Origin of the sequence: Amycolatopsis sp. CA-126428, from assembly GCF_002904335.1 — a bacterium.
Taxonomy (GTDB): Bacteria; Actinomycetota; Actinomycetes; order Mycobacteriales; family Pseudonocardiaceae; genus Amycolatopsis.
In genome coordinates this window covers 17,166-41,507 of the sequence record NZ_PPHF01000042.1, presented here as the reverse complement: position 1 = coordinate 41,507, position 24,342 = coordinate 17,166, and the positions used below count along the sequence as shown (strand labels likewise).

The 24,342-nt window shown below is 68.6% G+C and carries 17 protein-coding genes and 1 pseudogene; 5 read left to right on the top strand and 13 right to left on the bottom strand.

The genetic code is table 11. The features are described from left to right. Nucleotides 1-109: 109 nt before the first annotated feature. Nucleotides 110-535 carry a hypothetical protein gene (locus tag C2L58_RS12680; RefSeq protein WP_146073579.1) on the top strand — a complete coding sequence of 142 codons (426 nt, stop codon included), beginning with the start codon at nucleotides 110-112 and terminating at the stop codon, nucleotides 533-535. Between the two features lie 341 nt (nucleotides 536-876). Here the strand turns inward: C2L58_RS12680 and C2L58_RS12675 are convergent, their stop codons facing one another. Next, nucleotides 877-2,055, bottom strand: coding sequence for a cytochrome P450 family protein (locus tag C2L58_RS12675; protein ID WP_103337771.1), 1,179 nt, complete (start codon nucleotides 2,053-2,055; stop codon nucleotides 877-879). 32 nt (nucleotides 2,056-2,087) lie between these two features. Further along, nucleotides 2,088-3,296 (bottom strand): cytochrome P450, encoded by a 1,209-nt coding sequence (locus tag C2L58_RS12670; RefSeq protein ID WP_103337770.1) that lies wholly within the window; start codon nucleotides 3,294-3,296, stop codon nucleotides 2,088-2,090. A 345-nt stretch (nucleotides 3,297-3,641) separates the two neighbouring features. Here C2L58_RS12670 and C2L58_RS12665 point away from each other — a divergent pair, with 345 nt between their 5' ends. From C2L58_RS12665 to C2L58_RS12655, 4 genes are all read left to right on the top strand, one after another. After that, nucleotides 3,642-4,076: a DUF4158 domain-containing protein gene (locus tag C2L58_RS12665; protein ID WP_255410529.1), complete on the top strand. Its 435-nt coding sequence runs from the start codon at nucleotides 3,642-3,644 to the stop codon at nucleotides 4,074-4,076. A 103-nt stretch (nucleotides 4,077-4,179) separates the two neighbouring features. Further along, nucleotides 4,180-4,395: a hypothetical protein gene (locus C2L58_RS48575; RefSeq protein WP_146073578.1), complete on the top strand. Its 216-nt coding sequence runs from the start codon at nucleotides 4,180-4,182 to the stop codon at nucleotides 4,393-4,395. Beyond that, nucleotides 4,392-5,414 carry an RNA polymerase sigma factor gene (locus C2L58_RS12660; protein WP_146073577.1) on the top strand — a complete coding sequence of 341 codons (1,023 nt, stop codon included), beginning with the start codon at nucleotides 4,392-4,394 and terminating at the stop codon, nucleotides 5,412-5,414. The genes C2L58_RS48575 and C2L58_RS12660 overlap by 4 nt, the downstream gene beginning before the upstream one ends. A gap of 119 nt (nucleotides 5,415-5,533) precedes the next feature. Continuing rightward, nucleotides 5,534-5,899: a transposase gene (locus C2L58_RS12655; RefSeq protein WP_158264112.1), complete on the top strand. Its 366-nt coding sequence runs from the start codon at nucleotides 5,534-5,536 to the stop codon at nucleotides 5,897-5,899. Nucleotides 5,900-6,066: 167 nt separating this feature from the next. Here C2L58_RS12655 and C2L58_RS12650 read toward each other — a convergent pair whose 3' ends face one another. The 11 genes and pseudogenes from C2L58_RS12650 to C2L58_RS12600 all read right to left on the bottom strand — a co-directional run bounded on the left by C2L58_RS12650 (nucleotide 6,067) and on the right by C2L58_RS12600 (nucleotide 24,342). Beyond that, nucleotides 6,067-6,969, bottom strand: coding sequence for an ABC transporter permease (locus C2L58_RS12650; RefSeq protein WP_369904179.1), 903 nt, complete (start codon nucleotides 6,967-6,969; stop codon nucleotides 6,067-6,069). After that, nucleotides 6,966-7,910: an ATP-binding cassette domain-containing protein gene (locus C2L58_RS12645; RefSeq protein ID WP_103337766.1), complete on the bottom strand. Its 945-nt coding sequence runs from the start codon at nucleotides 7,908-7,910 to the stop codon at nucleotides 6,966-6,968. The genes C2L58_RS12650 and C2L58_RS12645 overlap by 4 nt, the downstream gene beginning before the upstream one ends. Nucleotides 7,911-7,959: 49 nt before the next feature. Beyond that, on the bottom strand, nucleotides 7,960-9,105 hold the full coding sequence (locus C2L58_RS12640) for a glycosyltransferase (protein ID WP_369904180.1): 1,146 nt from the start codon (nucleotides 9,103-9,105) through the stop codon (nucleotides 7,960-7,962). A 17-nt stretch (nucleotides 9,106-9,122) separates the two neighbouring features. Next, the gene (locus tag C2L58_RS12635; protein ID WP_103337764.1) at nucleotides 9,123-9,959 is read right to left on the bottom strand and encodes an alpha/beta fold hydrolase; all 837 of its coding nucleotides are present in this window, start codon (nucleotides 9,957-9,959) and stop codon (nucleotides 9,123-9,125) included. A gap of 1 nt (nucleotide 9,960) precedes the next feature. After that, on the bottom strand, nucleotides 9,961-10,245 hold the full coding sequence (locus C2L58_RS12630; protein WP_233225691.1) for an acyl carrier protein: 285 nt from the start codon (nucleotides 10,243-10,245) through the stop codon (nucleotides 9,961-9,963). Between the two features lie 1,721 nt (nucleotides 10,246-11,966). Beyond that, nucleotides 11,967-12,746: pseudogene (locus C2L58_RS51485) on the bottom strand (acyltransferase domain-containing protein); the annotation flags it as partial. Nucleotides 12,747-13,054: 308 nt separating this feature from the next. Continuing rightward, the gene (locus C2L58_RS12620) at nucleotides 13,055-19,846 is read right to left on the bottom strand and encodes a type I polyketide synthase (RefSeq protein WP_103337761.1); all 6,792 of its coding nucleotides are present in this window, start codon (nucleotides 19,844-19,846) and stop codon (nucleotides 13,055-13,057) included. Nucleotides 19,847-19,935: 89 nt separating this feature from the next. Continuing rightward, entirely contained in the window at nucleotides 19,936-20,739 is an 804-nt protein-coding gene (locus C2L58_RS12615; RefSeq protein WP_103337760.1) for an SDR family NAD(P)-dependent oxidoreductase, read from the bottom strand. Nucleotides 20,740-20,945: 206 nt separating this feature from the next. Next, nucleotides 20,946-22,154, bottom strand: coding sequence for a cytochrome P450 (locus tag C2L58_RS12610; RefSeq protein WP_103337759.1), 1,209 nt, complete (start codon nucleotides 22,152-22,154; stop codon nucleotides 20,946-20,948). A 217-nt stretch (nucleotides 22,155-22,371) separates the two neighbouring features. Beyond that, a complete protein-coding gene (locus C2L58_RS12605; protein WP_158264111.1) occupies nucleotides 22,372-22,980 on the bottom strand; it encodes a TetR/AcrR family transcriptional regulator in 609 nt (202 codons plus the stop codon). Nucleotides 22,981-23,076: 96 nt separating this feature from the next. Continuing rightward, a complete protein-coding gene (locus tag C2L58_RS12600) occupies nucleotides 23,077-24,342 on the bottom strand; it encodes an acyl-CoA dehydrogenase family protein (protein WP_103337757.1) in 1,266 nt (421 codons plus the stop codon).

Here is a 24,342-nt window from a genome sequence, read left to right as displayed (position 1 = left end):
GACAACTGGACGGTCACCACAAACATGCTGAAAGGAGGTTTATGGAGACACATTAAGCAGATACGCGGTCAGACAACCGTGTCCAACCTCAAGTGGAAATCGACGGAAGGTGAAACTCGTGCCTGCACACCGACACGCCAGGACTGCTGCGGCGGCGCTGGCGGCGGCTATCGCCGTGACCACGGTCTGCGTGGCGTCGGCGGGAACAGCGTCAGCGACAAGGCTGACCGCCACCGGCGACCCATCGTTGACAGCGACGTCGGAATCGTTCCGACAGTTACTCGGTTACGTCGACGGTCCCGCATCGTTCGAGGCGAGCACGCCCACGGCGGGCTCGTACGTGATCGAATACACCGTCACCGGAACAGCATTCTTCGACACTTACGTGAACGGCACCGAGCTCGGTTACGTCGGCGGCCCGACGGGCACCTACCGGACACGCATGCTGCCGTTGTCCGCCGGCGGGCAACTGGTGCACGTCGCCGGTCCCGAAGGCGCTGGCACTGCGTCGGTGTACCTGGTGCAGATTTCGTGACATAACGCCGAACTCGTCGACCGCATCGACGTCAGTCGAGAACCAGGGCCGCGGTGGGCGCCAGTCGTCATCGGCGTCCCACCGCGGTGATAGATAAGGACAGAGTGCCAGTCGCTGACGACTCGGCCACGATGTCACTCGCATTGCGACCGCGGTGTGTTAACTCAGGAAAGTAGCTGCCGTCAGAACGCTGCAGCCGGGTCGCGCCCTTCCGGTGGTGCCGATGAATCATCCTCGGCGACAACACCAAAATGAAGCTCAGCCGATCCTCGCGGCAGCACACTTCGACCAGAGCGTCCGAGCATGCCGGCACGGCGCTCCATGAAAGCAAGAGAGGTGGGTCAAGTGCCGAAAGTGACCGGCAGTTCTTTCAGGCCGCGCACAACCTGACTGTGCCGATAGATCAGCTCGTCACTGGGCACCGCCAGCGCCAAGCCCGGTTTGGCCGCAATCAGCGTCTGGATTGCCTCCTGCCCCTCCACCCGCGCGAGCTGGGCGCCCAGGCAGTAATGCAGACCGTGGGAGAAGGCAAGGTGTCCGGATTCGACGCGGTCGAATCGTAGCTCTTCGGCATCCGGGAAACGGTCCGGATCGCGGTTGGCGGCCGCGAGAGACAACCGGACCACGGACCCGCCGGGAATCCTTCCGCCTGAGTATTCGACGTCCTCGGTTGTGTAGAAGGTGCTCAGGGAGTGCACCGGGGAGTCCCACCGTAGGAACTCTTCCACCGCAGCCGGCATCAGATCGGGGTTCTCGCGCACCTGAGCGAGCTGCTCCGGATGGGTCAGCAGGGCGAGAAGACCGTTGCCGATCAGGTTGATCGTGGTCTCGTGCCCGGCGATCAGCAGCATCACCGACATCGCGACAAGTTCGGAGCGCGAAAGCTTGTCCTCGTCGGAGTCGCTGATCAGCGCACTGATCAGAGCGTCATCCGGCTGTGTTCGTTTCGCCTCGATCAGCTCCGACAGGTAGACCTGCAGTTTGCCCATCGCCTCCATCGACTCGTCGCGAGTCGAGTCGTCGACGACCACATTCGACCAGGCCGCGAAGTCGTCGCGGTCCTCGGCCGGCACGCCGAGCAGCTCGCAGATCACCAGCACCGGCAGCAGGAAGGCGTACTCACGCAGGATGTCGACGCGGCCGGTGCGCGGGAGCGCGTCGACGAGTTCGTGGCTGAGCTGCCGCACGCGAGGGCGCAGCCCTTCCATGCGGCGGGCGGTGAAGACCCGCGAAACCAGCCTGCGCAGCCGGGTGTGATCCGGCGGGTCCATCAACACCATCATCTCCACCGACGGGCTCGCGGTGGCGGCCCGCTGCTCGGGCGGCAGCAGGTAGCGCGCGTCCTTGGACAAGCGAGGGTCGGCCAGCGCGGCCCGGACGTCGACATACCGGCTGAGCACCCAGACCGTGGTGCCCGCCTGCTCGGTGCGGTACACCGGCGCGGCATCTCGCAACTCGGTGTAGGCCGGGTAGGGATCGCGCCAGAATCCGCCGGTGAACAGCTCGTGGGTGACGGTCATCAGCTCTCCTGACCGAGATGACGGGGAACCAGCTACCAGGTGACCGGGAGTTCGTGCAGGCCGCCGGTGAGTCGTTCGGTGTGCAGGCGCAGCTCGCCGACGTCGACCGCGAGCCGCAGATCGGGAATCCGGGTGAACAGGGACGTCAACGCGACCCGCAATTCGGTACGGGCCAAACTGGCGCCGATGCAGTAGTGCGCCCCGTGCCCGAAGCTGAGGTGCGCGGGGGCGACAGGCCGGCTTGGGTCCAGGGTTTCGGCGTCGGGAAACGCCGTCGTGTCGCGGTTGCCGGCCAGGGTGGAGATGATGACTGCGTCGCCGGCCTCGATCGTGGTGTCGCCGATGACGATGTCTTCGCGGGCGTAGCGGGCGAGGCCGAAGTTTTCCGGCGCGGCCAGCCGTAGGATCTCCTCGACGATTCGCGGCCGAGCCGCGGGTTCGCCGATCAACCGCTGGCGCGCTAATGGGTTTTCCAGCAGCAGCAGGGCGCCGATGCTGATGCGGTTGACCGTGGTCTCGTGCCCGGCGAAGAGGACGCCGGCGACGATCTGGGTCAGCTCGTCTGTCGTGAAGTTGGGATCGTCGCGTTGCGCCTGCACGAGGTCGGTGATGACGTCCTGGCCGGGATTCTGCCGCTTGACCTCGGCGAGTTCGCCGGCGTAGGCGAGCAGTTCAATGATCGCGGTGAACGGGTCGTCGCCGGTCATCGTGGCGGAGCGCTCGGAGAGGTCCTTGAAGTAGTCGCGTTCGCTGTAGGGCACCCCCAGCAGCTGGCAGATCACGTAGATGGGAAGCGGCAGGGAGAGGTGTTCGTGCAGGTCGACGGTTTTTCCGCCACGACCGGCGTCGACCATGTCGTCCAGCAGGCTGTCGGTCAGCCCCTGCATGCCTTCTTCGAGGCTTCGCATCCGGCGCGCGGAGAACGAGGGCACCAGCACCCGGCGCAGTCGGGCGTTGAAAGCGGGCTCGCCCTCGAAACTGCCGACCGGGCCACCGTTGAAGCCGGAGTTGGAGATCCGCGACGCCGTCTCCGGTTCGCGGTGGGAGCGGCCCAGGCGCGGATCGCTGAACAGCGTCTTCGCTTCGAGATAGCCAGTGACTAGCCAGGCCGGATCGCCGGCCGGGGTCACGACCGGGGTGATCGGGTGGCGGGCGCGCAGCTCAGCCCAGATAGGGCCGATGTCGAGGACGGCCGGGCGTTCGAAGGGCAGCTGAGGCAGATCCGCGGTGTCGGCCGACATGGGCAACTCCAGGAAGCGAGGGTCTTGCTGACGTCTCAGACCCTATCGTCAAGTGACACGTCCACGTCACTTACGTATAGTGTGGCCCTTACCACATCCCAGACGCGGACTGCTGCCCTCGCGGGTTCGACACCCTCGCAGCAGCAGCCTTAGATACGGGCGCCTCCGCGCGGGTTGGCCTGCTATCAGGGACGGTGTCATGAGCCGCCATTCGATCTGAGTAGGATGGTTATGGTCGTTTTCGAGGCGGCGTTAGCCTGCGCGCGTGCCTTGGAGTAGGACGAGCTGATCGAGCACCGGACCCCTTTCCGACGACGAGGTCGGCCTCGTCGAGGGGAAGCGGGGGTGGAACGCGTTGGCGTTCGGGCTGCTGGCGCGGTTCTACTCCCGGCTGGGCCGGTTCCTGCATGCCGACTGGAGTTGCCGGACCAGGTGGTGGAGTTCGTGGCCAAGCAGGTCACGGTTCCGGCCGCCGAGCTCGGCTCCTACGGCTGGACGCGCCGGACGCGCCGGACGCGCCGGACGCAAGAGTGGCACCGCGCGCAGATCCGCGAGTTCTTCGGGTTCACCGAGTGCTCAGTCGCCGACCAGACCGAGGCCACGGACTGGCTGGTCAACGAGGCGACCGAGGTCGAGCGCTGCTCTGAGCATGTTCCGCGCCGAGCTGCTGGGCTGGCTGCGCGGTCGGCGCTGGACCGCGGCGAGGCGAGGCTAGTGGAACGGGTCGCCGTGCTGCTGCCTGAGGAGACGCGGGCCCGGTTGAACGAAGCTGCCCGATGATCGATCTGACTGAACCGGTAAAGGGTTTGTAGTGGACTCGACACATAGGTGGTAGAACGGTCACCTTGAGACGGCGGCCGCAGTAGACAGGGAGGCGGCGGTCGTGACAGATGCCGTGATGATTGGTCTGGTGGTTACCTGCGCCCGAGCAGTAACGATTATGGCCGACGCGTTCGCGCAGCGGATCGTGTTGAGAAGCCGGATCGAGCTTGCCCGGGTCACGGTGGCGACGTCCGTGAGCGTGGAGGTCGCCGGACAGGAGCGGGATGCGTGCGGGGTGCGGGTCCCCGTCACCGATCGTGGGTTGGCGCGGTCGTGATTGAGCAGTGGCCCTGCGCCGGAAATCCTCCGGCACTCAGCACGCCCGATCTGGTGCGGTGTCGCGAGTGCGAGGCCCTCCATCGTGCCGCCGGCGCGACCTGCCCTTGTTGTGATGTGAAAGGAGCAGGCGAGGCGGGGAAACACCTTGTCGATTCGCTGTATCGCGCTTATGCGGTTCGGCTGCTGGGGTTCGTGCGCAGCCTCGGCCACAGCCACGGCATGTCAGAGTCCCTGCTCGACGCTGAAGCAGTGGTGCACGAAGCCTTTGCAGCCATGATTGGCTCGCTCGACACCATCGAGAACCCGCCCGCCTGGTTATTCACCGTGGCCCGCCGCATGGTCGGCAAGATCGGTGCCGCTCATCAGCATCGGCAGTCCGGCCTCACATCGGAAAGCCTGCTCGACAGCAGCTCGGTTCGCTGGTCCAGCCTGACGCCTCATCCCGACCTCGACGATGTCCTCGAGGCACGGCGCGTGATGACGGATTTGCGCCACCTTCCTCACCGGCAGGCAGTCGCCGTGTACCTCCGGCACGCGCAGGGCTGGACTCCCACCGAGATCGGCGCCTACATCGACTGCGCTCCGGCAACAGCCAGCGTGCACATCCACCGAGGTACCACCCGCCTGCGCGAGCCAGCCAGTCTCGCCAGTCGCCTCACGGGTCTTGGGGTTTCGCTGCTGGCGATCTGTGTGGCCTGCGTCGTTGTGCGGTCCGCGGCAGAAAAGGATGTGTCTCCGCCGGTATGTACCGCTCCGCACGCCTGCCCTCCACCCTCGACCGCTCCGGCGAGCATCTCGTTCGAAAAACTTGGAGAACTCCTGGCGGTACTCGGCCACCCCGCCGCATTCGCTGGGTTGGCCATCGTCCTTATCGTGTGCCTGACAGCCGTGAGCGTGGCCGTTTGGCACTCCGAGCGCGAGTGGAGAACGTTGCGTGCCCGCCAACCTGCGGAACTGCGCAGACGGGTCACAGACAACGACATCCGTGACGATCCGGCATCCCGCGAGAACGACTGAGCTTCTCCCTCGTACGGCCCAGATCGTTGCAGTCACCCATCCGGGGCAGGTCGTGACCAACACGTCGTTCAGCTACCGCGATCTCAGCGGATAATGAGGTGCGATCAGAGCAGAAGCGGTTGTCGATCGTGCTGAACGCCCGGCAGCCGGGCGACAGCCCGCAGGTCATTCCGGTCGTGGCCGGAATTCGGGTGCCCCGATCGGCCGGTGGTGGGCGGCCGCGGACGCGTCCGGAACGGGTGCCGGCGGACAAGGCCTACACCTGGAAGGCCAACCGGGCTCACCTGCGCAAGCGCGGAATCGAGGCGACCATCCTGAGCGAAGCCGACCAGGACATGCACCGCAAGGCCAAGGGGTCGAAGGACGGCCGGCCACCGTCCTTCGACCCCGGGATCTACAAGCAGCGTCATGCGGTGAAGGGCGGCATCAACCGGCTCAAACGCCACCGTGGGGTAGTCAATCGCTACGAGCTCACCGAACGCTAGGAAGCCACCGTCCCCATCGCAGCCATCAACGAAAGGCGCTGACTGACTTCGATACAGGCACTGGAGGCGACGACCCGCCCCGAAAGCCGGGTGGCCGCCGCCACGAGGCTCCCGCAAGTCAGCACAAAAACAATTGCGGTCTCCACGTGCCAAGTGTCTACCTCGGATCAGCGATTTCGACGGACGTTGCGGGCCGCCGCAACAGCGCCGAGTGAAGCGGTGACTGCGACAAGCGCCACCGCGAGAACCAAGGCCGCACCGACCGGCCGGCCGAGAGCGAGACAGCGGGTCGCGTCGATCGCATACGTCACGGGGTTGATCGTGGCCACCACACGCATCCACGTCGGCATGGCTGCCGGCGGCATGTACGCGCTGGACCCAAACATCAACGGGAACATCACGATGAAAGACACCGCCTGCATGGTCTCGGGCTTGCGCTGCCAGGTGGCAATCGCCACGAACACCCAGCTGAGTCCCCATCCCACCAGCAACGCCAGCCCGATCGCGCCGACCATCCCGAGCGCGTCACCGGGGCGGAACCCCAGTACGGCGACCGCGACCGCCACCGTCGCCACCAGCTGTGCGGCCAACCGCACCGCGTCCGCAAGAGTCCTGGCGACCAGCACCGAGATCAGGAAGACCGGCATCGTCCGCAGCCGGCCCATCCAGCCGGTGTAGATCTCCGCGAGCACTCCCACGCCGGAGCCCATCGCCGTCGTCATCGCGATGTTGATCAGTGTGGCCGGCACGAGGAAGTTGACGTAGCCGCGGTACTGCGCCACACCGGGCAGCCCGCCCACGCTTTGGAAGACCTGGCTGAAGAGCAGCAGCAACACCACCGGCTGGAGCACACCGAACACGACCAGACGCACGTCTCCGAATACGGCGCGCAGCGAACGGCCGGTCAGCACCCAGACCTGCGCCATGAACCCGCAGGTTCTCCAGGGCCGCTGGATGACCGGCACGTCGACGGGCTTGGCGGCTGGCCGAGTGGGGGCCTGCGCACGCGCGTACAGCGGAATCGTATCGTCGACACCTGCCTCGGTGACGCCGCGGTCGCGGCGGCTCACCTGGTCGTCCAGCCCGCGCGGTGCAGCGCCAGATACACATCGTGCAGCGTCGGCTCGGTCACGGTCAGGTCGCGAACGGCGATGCCGTCGGCATCCAAGATCCGCAGGACCATCGGGATGTCACCCGGCGACCTGATCGGCACGCTCAGCTCGCTCCGTGGCCCGATCGGTCCCGGGCTCAGCCGGTACCGGCGCAACAAGGCCGCCGCCCGGTGCACAGCTGCTGGGCTGCCAAGATCCACCGTGGCGGTCCGCTTTCCCACGGTGGCCTTGAGCCGCTCAGGCGTGCCGGAAGCGACCACGCGGCCTGCGGCGAGAAGCACCACCCGGTCGGCCAGCCGCTCGGCTTCCTCGATGTACTGCGTGGTGAGCACGACGGTTGTACCCCGGGCCACGAGGTTTTCGACGAGCTCCCACACGTCGGTCCGGCTCACCGGGTCCAGGCCGGTGGTCGGTTCATCCAGGAACAACACCTCGGGCTGAGCAACCATGCTCGCTGCGAGGTCCAGGCGGCGGCGCATCCCGCCGGAGTAGGTGACCGCTTTCCGCGTCGCTGCGTCGCGAAGGTCGAACGAGCTGATGAGGGCATCGGCACGCTCCCGGGCCTGGCGTTTGGTCGCGCCGAGCAGCCGACCGATCAGCACGAGGTTGTCCCAGCCGGACATGGCGTCGTCGACGGCGGCGAACTGGCTGGTCATACCGATGTGCTGACGTACCCTGTGGCCCGAACGCACGACGTCCCAGCCGCAGACCCGGGCAGAACCGGTACTGGGAGGGGTACGGGTGGCGAGCACATCGACGAGAGTCGTTTTGCCGGCACCGTTGTGCCCCAGCACACCGAGCACCGAGCCGGCACCGACCGCGAGCGAGACGTCGACCAGCGCATCGACCTGCCCATACGACTTCCCCAGTCGCTTCACCACAATTCGCGGCCGCGCCATCCGCGTCTCCCTTCTTGGCCCGCGCCGTACGGGGCCACGTCGGGACGAGTCATCGCGGCGAGGGGTGCGTCGCGGTCAGCAGCGCCAACCGGTCTGCGGCTTCACGCGCGCCGCCGGCCGCGGCGAACGACGTCCGGATCCGCGCGGCGGCGTCCCGGTAGGACGGCCGGGTCAGGATCCGATCGACGGCGGCGCCGATCTCCGGCGCGCGTGCCCGGTCGAACCGCAACCGCACTCCCGCCCCCACCCGGGTCACTTGATCGGCCACGATCATCTGATCGTCCCTGATCGGCGCGATCACCAGCGGCAGGGCAAGGCTCAGTGCTTCGCACACGGTGTTGTGGCCGCCGTGGCAGACCACGGCGCTCGCGCGGTGCAGCACCATGAGCTGAGCCACCCGTGGCCGGATCAGGACGGCACCCGCGTCGCGCCGGCTGCGGGTGGGATCCACCACGATGGCCTGTATCCCGGAACGCTCGGTCAGCGCGGCAACACATTCGTCCAGGAAGCGCCGGCCCGCCAGGGCGTTCGCCGTACCGAGGCTGACGAACACCAAGGGTTTGCCGAGTTCGGGTGGGGGCAACGTGCCGGCCGATGGCCCGGACCCGCCGGACCGGGGAACGACGCCCACGAAAGACACCGGCATTTCTGGCCGCGACCATTCCTCGAGCATCTCGGGCACCGTGAACGCCAGCACCAGGAAGGGCGAGAAGCGCAGGTCAGAACCGGCTCGTGGGTCACCGAACCGCCGGCGAAGGCCCTCCAGCAGCTCATCCCGCCACAGCCGGATCTTCGGCATCTCCGCGAGCGGGTCGGTCAGCTCAGATGACGTGGTCGCCGACGTGGCCCACGGAATGCCCAGCCGTTCGGCGACCAGTGCGCCGGCGAAGGTCTGCTGGTCAACGACGAGCACATCTGGAGCGAACGCGCCGACCGCTCGCAGCACGCCGGGCATCATCGCCTCGGCGAGTGGGATCAGGAATTCTTCCCACAGGAACTTCAGAGCCGTGAAACCACGGACGCCGGGCGGTCGATCCACAGCGGACAAACAGTCGCATGGGTATCGCGGGAACACTGCGGGTACCAGGGCCGCGAGCGTGATCAGGTCGCCGGCGAACGCGACCTCGTGCCCGCGGACCCTGAGCTCTTCGGCGACGCCGACCGTCGGGTTGACGTGACCGGTCAACGGCGGCACGACGAACAAGAATCGCTTCACGCCGCACCGTCTTCGGCTAGGCCTGCCCCGCCCGGCAGGTCTACCGGATCGTGTTCGGCGAGCCAGCCCAGCAGGATTCGCCGAACCGTCTGGTGGCGTTCGACCAGAACCGAATGCCCCTGACCGTCAATCACGTTCGTGTGACAGTGCGGCAAGGAGGCCGCAACCGCGGTGAGATCGTCCTGCTGGAACCCCTCGCTGCCCACGATGGACAACACCGGGCACCTGATGGCGTCCAGGTCGTCCGCACTCAGCAGAGGGCCGGCGGCGATCTCCTCGACGATCGACGTCGACCGGATGATCGCCCCAGCCGCCTTGGTCAGCCGGGCGTAATGGGCTCCGAAGGTGCCAGCGACCCAGGAAAGGCTCGTTTCGTCAGCCATCGCGTCCACCACGTTGCGGATGGTCGTGCTCATCTTCGCCGACCATGCCTCCGTCGCCGGCTCCGACTCGATCGACACGACACTGGCCACCCGCTCCGGGTGCCGCGCCGCGAAGCTGAACGCAACCGTACCCCCGAAGCTGTTGCCCAGCAGGTGCACCGGCCGGTCGAGGTGCAGCCGCCCGATTAAATCCTCGAGGTCGCCGACGAAGTCGCCCAGCCGGTAGCCGGTGGCCGGACGAGCCGAGCGCCCGTGGCCGCGCAGGTCGTAGGCCAGCACATCGATACCGGCTTCGGCCAGCGGCGCGGCGAGGGTCAGGTAGAAACTGGCCAGGCTGTCGTAGCCGATCCCGTGCACACACACCACCACCGGCGCACCCTCAGGCGACGCTCGCCGCGCCGGCATCCACTGGTAGTGCGTCCGAACCCCGTTCACCAGGATCGTGGCCATGTCAGCGTTCCGGGTCGTGGTCGCCGCCGGCCGAACCGACGACGAAATTGACCAGGCTCCCGACGGTCATCGCGATGACCTGGTCGATATCCTGAGCGGCGAGGAACGCCGCGAGGTTCACGCGGTCGCCGTAGCGCTCGGTGAGCATTCCGCCGATGGTCACCAGGTCGATGCTTTCCAGTCCAAGGTCGTCGATCAGGGCCGTCTCCGGCTCGATCTGCAAGACTTGCGGATCCGACGCGGTGTCCAGGATCTCGGCGATGATGGCGCGGACGTCGTGCAGCACTGCTGCGGTCGACGTCGTGGGAACCGGTGATGTGGTCATGAAGACCCTTTCTTCAGCTCGTCGTTGCTCTTGCTCGCCCGCCACGCCACCAAGTAGCGGCGTGGCGGCAGGCCGTCCGGGTTGTGCAGCAGAGCGGTGCGCACACGATCGCCCGGAGCCAGTTGCGGCTCGGCCGCCGTCTCCAGAATTTCCACCAGACGGATACCGTTCGACTCCGTGTCATCACGGTCGTCGCGGACGCGGACCACCGCCATCTCCCGGCAGTGCGCAACCGCGACGTCCAGCGCCGGCACCACCAGCCCGTGCCGCCCGGCGACAACGAGACGACCTGCTCGGTCCTCGGTTACCGCTATCTCCGCCGGGAACAGCGGTCCTGAACCGTGGTCCCACAGCCAGCCGCGCACGGCGTCCTTGGCCGCGATTCGCCGCAGCAGCCACTCGCGGCGGTCGACAGGACGGCACGCCTCGTATTGCTGCCGTTCGTCCGACGCCAGGTACGCCTGGAGGTACAGTTCGCGGGCAGCCAGGTTCCGCCAGGGTTCTGCCGTGCTCCACCAGCCACCGGGCTGGCGCTGCGCCACTGTGCTGAGTTCGGGGAACCGGAACACCGCGCTGATCGTCGTGTCACCGCCGAACTGCCGGTCGCGCCAGCCGCTGATCGACACCACCGGCCGGCCGGCCGCGCTCACTTGCGCGTCTGCCTCGACGACGTCGTCGGTGCGGTGCGTGATCCGCACCGCGCAGGCCACCGTCGTGCCGGCGGCCGGCTCCGGCTCGTGGAAACGGATCCGTCCGATGCGGACCGGAAACGCCACGCATCCACCGGTCTGGTTTTCCGCCAGCCATTGGCCGAGAACGTGTCCGACGCCGTCCAGCATCGCACCGGGCGCGTCGGGCACTGTGATCTCACCGCGCACACCGGAGCCGGAGATCCCGACGGACTTGGTGACCACCTGAAACCGGGGACCGTGGAAGAGCCAGCGCTGTGTGTACAGCGCGTCTGCGGACTGCGCGGTGGCCCGTTCGCCTGGCTCGGCCGACCACACGCCATCGGTGGCCGGCGAATAGCGGTCGGCGAGCACGACCACCGCGTCGGCGTGGTCGCCGAGCCGCACGTGCACCCGGTCGGGGCGCACCGGTCGGACGGAGACGGTGACGTCGGTGGCCGGGGCGGCCACCAGCCACCGGTGCAGTGCGACGTCTTCGACGGCGACGGCGACCTTCCCCGACGCGGCCCGCTCGGCCGCGTCCACCATGTGCCGCACCATCGTCGTCGCCGGCACGACCGGGCGCCGGTCCGCGTCGTCCGGCCAGCCCTCCCGTTGCTGGGTGATGCAGTGGTCGAGCAGGTACGGCATGGCCGCCGTCGACACGCGCAAGGTGGTCGTCGTCGTAGCCGCGAAGCGGCGGGCGCCGAGCACGGTGGTGACGGCGTCGGCGACGTCGTCCATCAGCAGGCTGAGCTCTGCGGCCGCCGGGAACCGGCGGCCCAATTCGGCGAGCCGGTTCCTCGCGTCGACGGCAGGCACCGGACTGGGATCGCAGAGCGTCGAGGTCGTGGACCGGTCAGACCGTTGCGGAGCTGGTTGCCCGGAGGCCGGCTGATCGGGCCCGCGGTCCAAGGCGCCGACATCCGGCCGGCCACCTTCGACCCAGAGTGCCGTCGCCACGCGGCGCAATTGATCCAGTCCGGGCCGGTGCGGCGCGTTGGCGGCGACGCTCAGGTGCGGACGGCCGCGGAGCGTGTCATCGATCAGTGATCCGAGCTGGCCCGAGCCGACCTGCACAAACACCCGGACGCCGTGGTCGTAGAGGCCGAGCACGAGCTCGCGGAACCGCACCGGTTCCACCAGGTGCCGCAGGTACAGCTCTCGGATCGCGTCCGGTTCGTCGGGGAACGGGGACGCGGTCGTGGCGGACCACACCGGTGTTCGCTGGGCGGGCCGCAGCTGCAGTGCAGCCACTTCGCCAGCCAGAGGGCCCAGGTATGGCCGCAGCATCGGGGTGTGGAAGCCCGACCGGAACGGCAGGGCCCGGCAGATCACGCCGCGCGACCGGAACTCGGCGACGATGCCGGCGACCGTCGCGACCGGACCGCAGACGACGGTCTGGTGCGGGGCGTTGTCGTGCGAGACGACGACGTCGGTGCGATCGCCGAGATACTCGTGGACTTGGTGCACCCCGCAGCCGAGCACCCCGAAGTCGACGTCGGGCACGAGCATCGAGTCCACGTCGCCTCGAGTCAGCAGTCGGGCAGCGTCCTGTTCGCCGAACATCCCGCCGGCGATCATCGCGTTCCACTCCCCCACGCTGTGCCCGGCCAGCGCATCCGGGCGCACGTCGAGGTGACGCAATGCCTCGGACAACAGCTGGCCGAGGGTGATCACTCCTTCGGCGTGCCGGCCGACCGACTCGGTACTGAAGGCCGGGGCGGAACGCCCGAGCCAGTGCGAGACGTCCTCGACCGACGGCGAAAAGTCGCCTTCCAAGCCGGGAAACATGAACGCGACCTGGCCGCCACCACTGAGCAGCGGTTCCGGACTGAACCAGATGTCACTTCGGCCACGCCAAGGGCGTCCGGCGGGTACCAGTTTCCTGGCCAGGGCGAGCCTTTTGGCGTCCGGCGAGACGATGCCGATTCGGCAGTCGGAGGCCGTACCAGCTCCCCCGCGGAGTCCTGGTGGCGCTGCCAGCAACTCCTCGTCCGGCACGGACAGCAGGCGCCCCAACTCAGCCCGGCTGTCCGCGGCCAGGCACAAGACCCGCTCTGCCACCGCAGTCACGGTCCGGGCGGCCGTCCGATCGCTGGTCACGACGCACCCTCTCCCCACCGCACCGCAGCATTCAGCACCACTGCCGTGACCTCGGGGTCGCCCCACGCCAGCTCGCGAACCAGCGCGGCGACCCCTTCGGCCGGGTCGATCAGCTCGATACCCCGGGCTTGGTAGGTTCGGGCGAGCTCGGTGGTGACCATGCCACCGTTCGCGCCGGACGGAGCCCATGGTCCCCAGTGGACGGTCAACGCGCGGCCCCCGGTGCGGGCCGACCACTGCACGCCCATGGCTTCCAGCGCGTCGTTGGCCGCTGCGTAGTCCGCCTGCCCGCGGTTGCCCAGAACCGCGGCCACGCTTCCGAACAGCACCACGAATCCGGGCAGACTTGGTAGTCCGGCCAGTTCCTCGAGCATGGCGGCTGCCCCATCCACCTTGGTGGAGTACACCCTGGCGAACGAGGCGTCGTCCTTGTCCTCGATCAGCTTGTCGTCGATGACGCCGGCGGCGTAGACGACCCCGTCGATGCGACCGTGTTCGGTGTGGACTCGCTTGATGAGCTGCCGAACCGTTTCGGTGTCGAGCACGTCGAGGGCGTGGTAGGTGACCTCGCTACCGTGACCACTCAGCTCGGCTACGGTAGCGGCGACCTCGCGGCGGGCCAAGATTTCCCGGGCTGTGAGATCGATGGCCGCGGGGTCACGATGGCCGAGTCCGGCGAGCGCGGCCCGCAAGGAGGGCAGGTCTGCCGCGAGGGCGGTCGCGGGGTCTTCGGGTTGGCCACCGAACGGGGTCCGTCCGGCGAGCTCGACGCGGCACTGGGTCGAGCTCGCCAGTGTGCTGGCGAGCCGCGAGGTGATGCCGCGCGCTCCGCCGATGAGCAGGACCACCGAGTCGCGGGTGAGACCGACAGCGGCGAGTTCTGCGGTCCCATCTCCTGCCGGTCCTGCGCCAGTGGCCGCGAGAGGGCCGAGCCCGGTGGGCGTCAACACGAAAGTGTGGCGCCGTCCGTCTTCGACGACGACGACCGGGTCGCCGGACGCGGCAAGCAGTTCCGTCGTGATCGCCTCGGCCAGCTCGTGCGCCGCACCTCGAGCGACCTCCACCAGCGTCGCCGCCGTCTCGGGGTACTCCGTGACCAAAGTGCGGAACAGTCCCCGGAGCCCGGCCGCGCGGCCGGCACGAGACGGCTGATCTTTGGGAGCTACTGCGATGACCCAGCGGGGACGTCGCATCAAGGCTGATCGCAGCGACGAGAACGCAGTCGGCAATACGGGTTCGGCGGCGTCCGACAAGGGGTCGAGCAGCACCAGGCCGTCCAGCGCCCCGGTGATCTCGTCACCGGGCCCGATTGCCGTCACGGCGGCGCCGTGGGTGGTCAGCCGTTCCGACAACTCCGTGACTAGTTCCGGATCGCCGCCGACCAGGGTGACTTTCGCGCCAGCGACCGGCGACGGTTTGCTGGCGGTCACCTCAGGCGCGGGCATCAGTTTCATCGTGAATCGCGTCGGCGCTTTTCCGGCTGCAGGAACAGGCTGAGCAAGCGCGGCCAGCGGGCGGGCCGCGTCCGGCCAGGGAGCGGGGCCGGAAGGTGCCGCGTCCGCGGCGCTCGTCGTCGCGGTGGTGTCGGTAATCCAGGCCGCTATGGCCCGGGTGGTGCGCAGGCGCGCCAGGGCGTCGAAGGGGGTGCCGGTCCCGTCGAGACCGAGCCGCGCGGCGAGCTCGCCGGCGATCTCGGTTCGTTTGATCGAGTCGATGCTGAGGTCGGCCTCGAGGTCGAGGTCGGGCTCGATCATCTCTGCCGGATAGCCGGTGCGCTCGACGATCAGATCGACGACTGTGGTGAGTGGGTCGGCCGGGGTCGGCGCCGTGAGAGGTGGTGCCGCTGTCACGGCCACGGCGGCGGATGGCACGGCCTGCGGTGCCGGCATCAGGCTGGTCGCGGTCGTCGGCGCGGTACCCAGGAGGCCCAGCAGGACGTCACGTTGTGCCGCGATCAGCTCGCGGCTGGACCGCAAGAACTCCCCCACCAGCGCATCGCGACCGGCTTGTCCCGCAGGGCCGGCTTTGTCCGTCATGGTGACCTCCACACGTTGAGCAGGCGCGAGCCCGCCGGGCAGGTACTTCCCGTCCACGGTGCGCACGGTCTGGCCGTCGACCGTCCATCCGGGTCGGCGGGGTGGGGTCAGCCTGCTGACGTCGACGGCGTCCCGGCCGCTGGTCAGCCAGCTCGTGCGCACGTCGACACCGAGCACCGCAAGCCGGGCGAGCGCTGTGAGCAGTCCGGGTAATCCGGCGCCCTGGCTGCTTTCGATGGTGATCGTGTCGTGGGGGCGACCGTCGAGGATGCTGTCGATCATGCCGCTGAGGACCCGGCCGGGACCGGCTTCGACGAAGATCCGAGCACCGTCGGCGTACATGGCTTGGATCTCGTCGGCGAACCGGACCGGCGCCCCGATCTGTGCGGCGAGCTCGGCGCGCACGGCGTCGGGGTCCACGGGGTAGCGTCCGCCGGTCCGGTTGGACCAGACAGGCACGCGAGGTTCTGCGACCGGGTGTTCGGCCAGCACGTCGGCGAACCGGGGCACCGCTCCGGCCACCAGGGGGCTGTGGAAAGCACACGCCACCGGCAGCTCGGTGAGCGACAAGCCTTCGGCGCGCAGCGCTTCCACCGCCGAACGCACAGCCAGTGTCGGGCCGGAAAGCACGGATTGGTTCGGGGAGTTGAGGTTGGCCAGCACGACGTCACCGGCGATGCAGGCGTCTCCGAGCGCACGGACGACCTCGTCGGCTCCGGCCGCGACCGCGGCCATGGCACCGAGGTCGCCGTCCGGCCTGTCTCCGGCGGCATCCAGGATGGTCTGAGCGCGCGCGGCGCTTAGCCGCAGCAGGGTGGGTGCCTCGAAGCAGCCGGCGGCGGCGAGCGCGGCCAGTTCCCCGTAGCTGTGCCCGGCCACCATGTCCGGGACGACGCCGAGGCGGGTCAGCAAGTGGTGCACGGCGAGCCCGGTGACGCCCAGTGCGGGTTGCGCCATGGTGGTGTCGCGCAGCCGCAGAGACTGCGCCTGCTCACCGGCGACGTCGAACGCGGCGGCGGGGAACATCGCCTCGGCGACCGCACCGGTGGATTCGGCGAACCGTCGCAGGTCGGGGAACGCCACGAACAGCTCGCCGAGCATGCCCGGTCGCTGGCTGCCCTGCCCCGGGAAGACCATCGCCAGCTTGCCGGCCGGCGGTGCGGTCTCGTCGGCGGCGAACACGCCTTGGCGGGGGTCGGCTCCGTGGTCGGCCACGATCTGCAGCCGGTCGGCCAATTCGTCGAGATCCGAAGCCACCACGGCGAACTGGACCGGGTCTCTGCCGCGGTCCGCCCGCGCCGCAGCGGTGCGCGCCAGATCGCGCAGCCGCCACGGACGACCGTGCGCGTCGTTGGCGCTGAGCAGTTCGCGCATCCGGTCCACCTCACGGCGGCCCGCAGCCCGGTCCTTCCCCTTGAAAGTGAATAGCTCGGCCGGCCATTGGTTCGCGGCGTGCCGCACGAGTTCGGCCGAGTCGTGCCCACGCAGGACCACGTGGAAATTGGTACCTCCGAAGCCGAAAGCGCTTACCCCGGCGATCCGGTCCGCTGCGGGCGTGAGCCACGGGGCCGGGTCACGGTGGAACGCGAATGCGCTGGTATCGCCTTGCCAGGCGGCGTTGGGCCGCCCGACGTGCAGCGTCGGCGGTTTCACACCGGTGTACACGGCCATCGCTGCCTTGATGATCCCGGCGAGCCCGGCGGCGCACTTGGTGTGCCCGATCTGTGACTTCACCGACCCGAGGGCAGTGCTCCCGGGAGCGGCACCTGCCTCGGAGAACAGCACTTCCAGCGTGGCCAGTTCGATCCGGTCACCCACGACGGTTCCGGTGCCGTGCGCTTCGACCAACCCGATGTCGGCCGGGGATACCCGGGCGTTGCGGAAGGCGCGTTCGAGCGCGCGGCGCTGTCCTTCCGGGCGGGGCGCGGTCAGGCCGAGCGACCGGCCGTCGCTGCCGCTGCCCACACCGTCGATGACGGCGTAGATCCGGTCGCCGTCGCGCTCGGCGTCCGCGCGGCGCTTCAGCACCACGCACGCCACTCCCTCTCCCAGCGCGATGCCGTCCGCGTTCTCGGCGAACGGACGGCATCGACCGGTCGGGGACAGCGCACCGACGGAGGAGAACAGCAGGTAGTCGTTGACCGCGTTGTGCAGGTCGACGCCACCGCAGAGCACCATGTCGCTGGTGCCGCGGGTCAGCTCCTGGCAGGCCGAGTCAACGGCCGCCAGCGAAGAGCCGCAGGCGGCGTCCACCGAGTAGCTGGCGCCGCCGAAGTCGAGCCGGTTGGCGATCCGCCCGGCGATCACATTGGTCAGCTGCCCGGCGAAACTGTCTTCGGTGACCGTGGGCAGTTGCTCGTCCAGCTCCGCGGGGACCGAGCCGAGGTAGGACGGCAGCACCATGCGCAGCGAGGTCGCGTTGAGCAGGTCACTGCCGGCCTCGGCGCCGAACACCACGCTGACCCGTGCCCGGTCGACGGGCGCCGAGCCGGGGCCGGTGGCGTCGTAACCGGCGTCGATGAGTGCGCGGTGCGCCGTCTGCAGCGCCAGCAGCTGCACCGGCTCGATCGCGGCCAGCGCCGACGGGGGGACACCGTACGTCAGCGGATCGAACGGTGTCTCCCCGAGAAAACCACCCCACTTCGAGGGCGTGCGTTCGCCATTCGCTCCGGTGGCGTCCTCAGCGTGGTAGAGCGACGTGCTCCATCGTCGCTCGGGCACTTCGGTGATCGCGTCGACCTTGCCGAGGATGTTGGCCCAGAACGAGGCAAGGTCGGCGGCGCCGGGGAACAAGCACGCCATACCCACGATGGCGACGTCGACTGGCGGCGGTGCGGCCGACTCGACCGGGTCGGGCTTCGCCGGCGCGAAAGCCGCGACGCGCTCGGCCCGGAACCGTTCCGCTCCCGTGGTGACGTCGTGGTGCAGCCGGGCGATGGTCGTTGTCGACGAGCGCAGAGCGGCGACCTGGCCGGCCATGAACAAGCCGTCGGCGGCTTGGTCGGCCTGGCTGACCGCCACCAGGTCGCCCTCGTGGCGCCGCAGTCCTTTGCTGGCGATGCGCAGGCGTCCCACGTTGAGCTGCTCGAGTTGCTCCCACACCTGGCGACGGGGCACGCCACGCGCGGCCAGGTCCGCGCTGATCGCGGCGAAGGTGTCCACGAACGGGCTCGGCAAGCACCGCGTGATGTGACCGGGTGCGGTCTCCAGTTGCGCGGTTGCCTCGGCGGCCAGGGCGGCGTCTTGGAATACCGATCCGATCGCGCCGTGACGGACGGCTTCTTCCGTGAACAAGTAGCCGGTCCCGACGAGTACGCCGGCCGACGCGCCGAGCCGGGTCAGGGGCTCGGCGAGCGCGGCGACCATCGCGGCCGACCGTTCGTCGTGGACGCCGCCGGCGAACAGTACCTGCAGATCGGCAGCCGGCTGATCGGCGAAGTAGGCGTGCAGCACGCCGAGCTGGCCCTCCCATAGCGAAAAACTGGAACGCGGTCCGACGTGCCCGCCGCACTCCGAACCCTCGAACACGAACTTGCGGGCTCCGGCGTCCAGGAACTGCCGCAGCAGGGTCGGCGAAGCCACGTGCAGGAAGGTCGTGATACCAGCGTTCTCGAGGTCGGCGGCCTGCGCCGGATTGCCTCCGGCGATCACTGCGGCCTTCGGACGGATCTCCCGGATCACCGCCAGCTGGGCCTCGCGCACGTCGTCGGGCGCGAACCCGAGCACCCCTACACCCCACGATCGACCGGCCAGCGCGGCGTCGGTTTCGGTCAGGACGGATCTGGTCTGTTCCTCCGAGGAGAGCGCCAGCGCGATGACCGGCAGTGCACCGGCATCAGCGACTGCGGCCGCGAACCCGGGCCGGTCGCTGACCCTGGTCATCGGCCCCTGCACGACCGGCAGTGCGGTGCCGAGCGCGGCGCTCAGCCCCGCTCCGGGACCGAGTACGGGGCGGACGTCGCCCCGCAACGCGGCCACGATGCTGTCGCGCACGGCGCGGACCGCCCGCGGTATCGATCCGAACTCCTCGGCGAAGCGATCGGCCAGGAAGGTGTCCTGACCGAGCGGCATTCCCAGGGCTGTGGCTCGCCGGCTTCCGGCGACGCTGGTGTCGGTGCCGTCGCTAGCCGCTATCGCCGCGGTCAAATCAGTTGGCAGGTCTGCTTCGGCCAGCAACGCCAGCTGCGTGTCGAGCACGACACCGGCCGCACCGCCGATGACGGCCGCAGCGGCGGTATGGCGCCCGATACCGCCGCACAGCCACACCGGCAGATCCACCTCGCCGGCCGCGAGCAGCCGTTGCAGCAACACGAACGAGCTGAGGTCACTGACTCGGCCGCCGGCGTCGCCGCCTCGTGCGATCACTCCGCGTGCGCCGGTCCGCGCCGCCTCGACGGCCTCGGCCACACTGGTCACCTCGACCAGCACCCGCCACTGCGGGGGGAGCTCGACCTCACGCCATGACGAATCCCAGGCCAGCACGGCGGTCTCGACGGACCGCGCGCGCGGTCCAAGTACTTCGACGACCTCGTGTGGGGTGAGCGAGCAGCCGGCCCCGGCGCGCAGCCCGATCGGTGACACCGCCCATCGGGCGGCGCGGGTCAGCTCGTCACGCCCGACGTGGTCGTCGGACCCGAGATCCAGGACACCGAGGCCGTGCGCCCGGCTCACCGCCGCGCAGATCCGGGCGCTCGGCTCGCCGGCCGGGGTGATCCCGATGACCAGGTCCGCCGCATCCTCAGGTCGCCGCATGCACTCTCACTCACCTCTCGTGTCCATGGTCATGCTCCGCCCGGAAACCGCCGTTGTGCCCGGACTTGGTTTCTGGCCGGCGAGCCTCGTCACCGTCGGCGTCGCCGCGCCGATGCGTCGGCCTGCTCGGCGATCCACGCGTCGGGATCGGCGGCTTTGGCGGCGTGCATCGCGGCCACCTCCGGATGCGGCAGGATGAGGAACCGCTCGGCATCTATTCCCCGCACCACGGCCTCGGCGACCTCTGCGGGCTCGATGATCGGGGCAGCCGCCTCGACCATCGCTCCGGCCAGGTGACCGTGTTCGACGGCCGGCATCAGCAGTCCAGTTCGGACACCCAACGGGCACAATGCGCTCACGTGCACCCCGCGGGGCCGGTAGGTGAAGGCCAGCCATTCGGCCAAGCCGACCGTGGCGTGCTTGGTCACCGAGTACGGCGCGTCACCGGGCAGACCGAGCAATCCCACAGCGGACGCGGTCAGCACCACAGAGCCGGCGCGACGCCGGACCATGCCCGGCAGCACCGCCTTGGCCAGCCGCACGTGACCCATGACATTGACCGACCACGCGGCTTCCCACTCCTGCTCGGCGGCGTACAGGCCCCTGGCCGTCGCCACGCCGGCGTTCGAGATGGCGACGTCGACCGGACCGAACGCGTCCGTCGCGGCGGTGACCAGCCGCTCGACCTGGTCTCCGTCGGACACGTCCGAGCCGACCGCGAGGACCGGACATCCCTGCTCGCCGAGACGGGCCGCCGTGTCTTTTGCCGCCCTCTCGTCAATGTCCGACACCACGATCCCGCGCGGCTGCTCGACAGCCAAGCGCTGCGCGATTGCCGCGCCAATGCCACGTCCGGCGCCAGTGATGACAACAGTCTTGCCTGCTATATTCACAGGTTCTCCGGCTTCAGTAGAGAGAGCAGGGCTTTCGCACAAGCCCGTGTTCGGCTGTAGGCGAGGTACGAGTCAGTCCACGAGTCGCAGTGGGAAAGCTGGCGGGTGAGCATCGAATCTCCGCTGTACGTGCGCAAACCGCTAGCCACGGCACGATGTAGCAGCCGAGCAAAAAGCGGACCTCACGACGCGGCGGCATCCTGGCACTACCAGGTGACGGGGAGCTCATGCAGCCCGCCGGTGACCCGTTCGACGTGCAGTCGCAGCTGGCCGGGCTCAGCCGCGAGCCGCAGGTCAGGCAGGCGGGCGAACAAGCTGGTCAGCGCTACCCGGAGTTCGGTGCGAGCCAGGCCGGCGCCGATGCAGTAGTGCGCTCCGTATCCGAAACTCAGATGCGCGGCAGAGACGGGTCGATCAGGGTCGAGAGCTTCGGGATCGGGAAACGCTCGCTCGTCGCGGTTACCCGCCAAGGTGGCGATGATGACGGCATCCCCCGCATTGATCGTGACGTCACCGATCACGATGTCCTCACTGGCGTACCGCGCCAGACCGAAGTTTTCCGGCGCGGCCAGGCGCAGAACTTCTTCCACGATGTGCGGCCGGCTGAGCGGATCGTCCACCAGGCGGCGGCGAACCTGCGGGTTCTCCAGCAGCATCACGACGCCCAGGCTGATGCGGTTGACCGTGGTCTCATGACCGGCGAAGAGCACACCGGCGACGATCTGAGTCAGCTCGGCATTGGTAAAGCTAGGATCGTCCCGTTGAGCCTTCACGAGATCACTGATGACGTCCAGTCCGGGATCTCGGCGTTTGACATCGGCGAGCTCGCCAGCGTAGGCGAGAAGTTCGACAATCGCGGCGAAAGGGTCCTCGCCGGTCATCGTCGCGGCACGCTCGGATAGATCTTTGAAGTAAGCGCGATCGCCGTAGGGTACGCCGAGCAGCTGGCAGATCACGAAGATGGGCAGCGGAAGCGACAGGCGCTCGTGCAAGTCGACCACCTTTCCGCTGCCACCCGCATCGATCATGTCATCCAGCAGTGTGTCGACGAGCTTCTGCATCCCGTCCTCGAGACGCCGCATCCGGCTCGCGGAGAACGAGGGCACCAGAACCCGGCGCAACCGGGCGTTAAAAGCGGGCTCGCCCTCGAAGCTGCCGACCGGGCCACCGTTGAACCCGGAATTGGAGATCCGCGACGCCTTCTGCGGCTCGCGGTGCGATCGCCCCAGCCGTGGGTCGCCGAACAACGTCTTCGCTTCGTTGTACCCGGTGACGAGCCAGGCCGGGTCACCCGCCGGGGTCAACACCCGGGATATCGGATGCCGTTCTCGCAGATCGGCCCAGACGGGCCCGACGTCGAGTACCGCCGGGCGATCGAACGGCAGTCGGGGGATGTCTTCGATGTCGGCCGGCATGGGCAACTCCAGAGACAAGGGACTTGCTGATTCCCGGCACCCTACTTGCTAAGTGGCGCGTCTTTGTCACTTATGGGCAGTGGTGCGAATCACATTTCGAGTGAACCTTTTGCCTCGCTCACAGCGGTTGCGCTCGCCGCACACGCGTTGCACTTGACGACCATGACAGGAGGTAGCTATATGGCCCCCGGGCCGGGGCCGGGGCCGGGGTAACGCGTCACAGCTCGGGAAGTGATTTCTGAGCCGTGCTTGCACGGCAGCCTTCCAGCAGCAGCGCGAGGTATCGACGCCAGCGAGCCGGTTGCGCCGTCTCCAGATCAGGGACGGCGAGCATCGTGGCCACGACCATCGCGATCAGAGACGGGAAGTCGGTGGCGTCCAGGTCGGTGCGCGCGACGCCGGCGGTCTGCGCACGTTCCAGGGCACGGGTTAGCGGCTTGACGAAGCCCTCGGCGGTCGCCCGGGTGACCAGTGCGGTGTCTCGTGCCGCGGTCAGCAATGCGGAGTTGGCGGCGACGGAGACGACGGTCGTCTCCAGCCCGTCGGCCAGCGCCTGCCACGGGTCGTCGTGGGCGACCGCGGCTTCGACCATGGGCTGAACTTCATCGGTGACGTACCGCTCGAACACCGCGCTGATGAGGTCTTCGCGCCGGGCGAAGCGCCGGTAGACCGTGCGCAGCCCTACCTCGGCCCTGATCGCGACGTCGTTGACCGCGAACTCGGGCCCGTTTTCGCTGATCACCGCACGCGCCGCGTCGAGGATGCGCGCCTGGTTTCGGCGCGCGTCAGCACGCAGGCACTGCTTCGGTCCCGAGGTGTCACCCATGCCTCTCAGCATCCACGACGGAGGTCGGCACAGCCATCCTTGCCCTTTCTCGGCTGGTGGGCGGTGACGCGGCGCCCACCAGCCGAGCGAGCCCGGCTACTTGTGCACGGGGGCGGGAGCGAACCGGTCCAAGGTGGTGATGCCCGCGAATTGGTGCGGCTGCGCCCCGGCCATCAACCGGCCGTGGTTCTCCGAGAGCGCTTCGAGGTTGAGAGCGCCGTGCAGGGTGATCACCCGAGCGTCGCGCCAGGCTCGCTGGATCGGCTCGAAGTCCATGATTGCCGTGGAGCCGGAGTTCCGCTGGAGAAGCTCGATCGCTTCCGCGCACCACTTGGCCGCATAGGCGGTCTCGGCGAGTACCCGGGCGCTGAAGCGCTGCAGGTAGTGCGGGTCGGCCGGGGTGCCGGCGGCGGCGAGCGTACCGAGCCGGTCGGTCTCCTCGGCGTTCGCCCTGGTCATCAGCGTCGCCGACTGGAGTTTCATGTGCACCTCGGTGAGCATCAGGTGCGTGAGGGGAGCTTCCAGCTGGTTCGTGTAGCTGGTGCCACGGATAGGCCGGCCGGCGGAACGCTCCAGGAAACGGTCGACCGCGCCTTGGGCGATGCCGATCGACATCCCGGCCATGAGGCTGAACGCCCAGCCCAGCGACGGTGCTTTCCACAGCGAGCCGTTGAGGCCGTTGTCGAGGGTACCGCCCAGGACGTCACTGAAGACGACGCCGCGGTAGTCGGGCACGAACAGTTCGTCTTCCTTCAGTTTGACCGACACGCTGCCGGTGGCGCGCATGCCGGCCACCTGCCAGTCGTCGAGGAACAGCAGCTGATCGAACGGGACCTGAACACCGACCAGGTAGGGGCCCTCACCGTCATCGGCAATGCAGCCGAGGTTGGTGTACGGCGCCCACAGCGAGTCACTCCCGAAGGTCCAGGGACCGCCGGAGACGATCCAGCCGTGCTCCACCCGCTTGACCCGGCCTCGCGAGGCGGGGAAGTGGCTTGAGCCGGCGACCCGCGGTCCGACCCAATCGCAGCCGTACACCTCATCGACAACACGGGCTCCCGACCCGGCGGGAATCCAGTTCGTCGACGCACCGACCCACACGCTCCACCCGCACGAGCCATCCCACTTGGCCACTTCGGAGACCACGTCGAGCTGTTGCCGAACAGACAGTTCGTCGCCGCCGAACTCGGCCGGACTGCCGATGTTGAAGGCGCCCGCGGTGTCCAGGTCCTCGATCGTTTCGTCCGAGAGCCGGCCTGCGCGTTCCGCGTCCAGCGCGCGGGACCGCAGGGTAGGTCCGATTTCACGGATGTTGTCCAGGATGGTCGCTAGCCTCGCCGACGAGTCGCTGGTCTCAGCCAT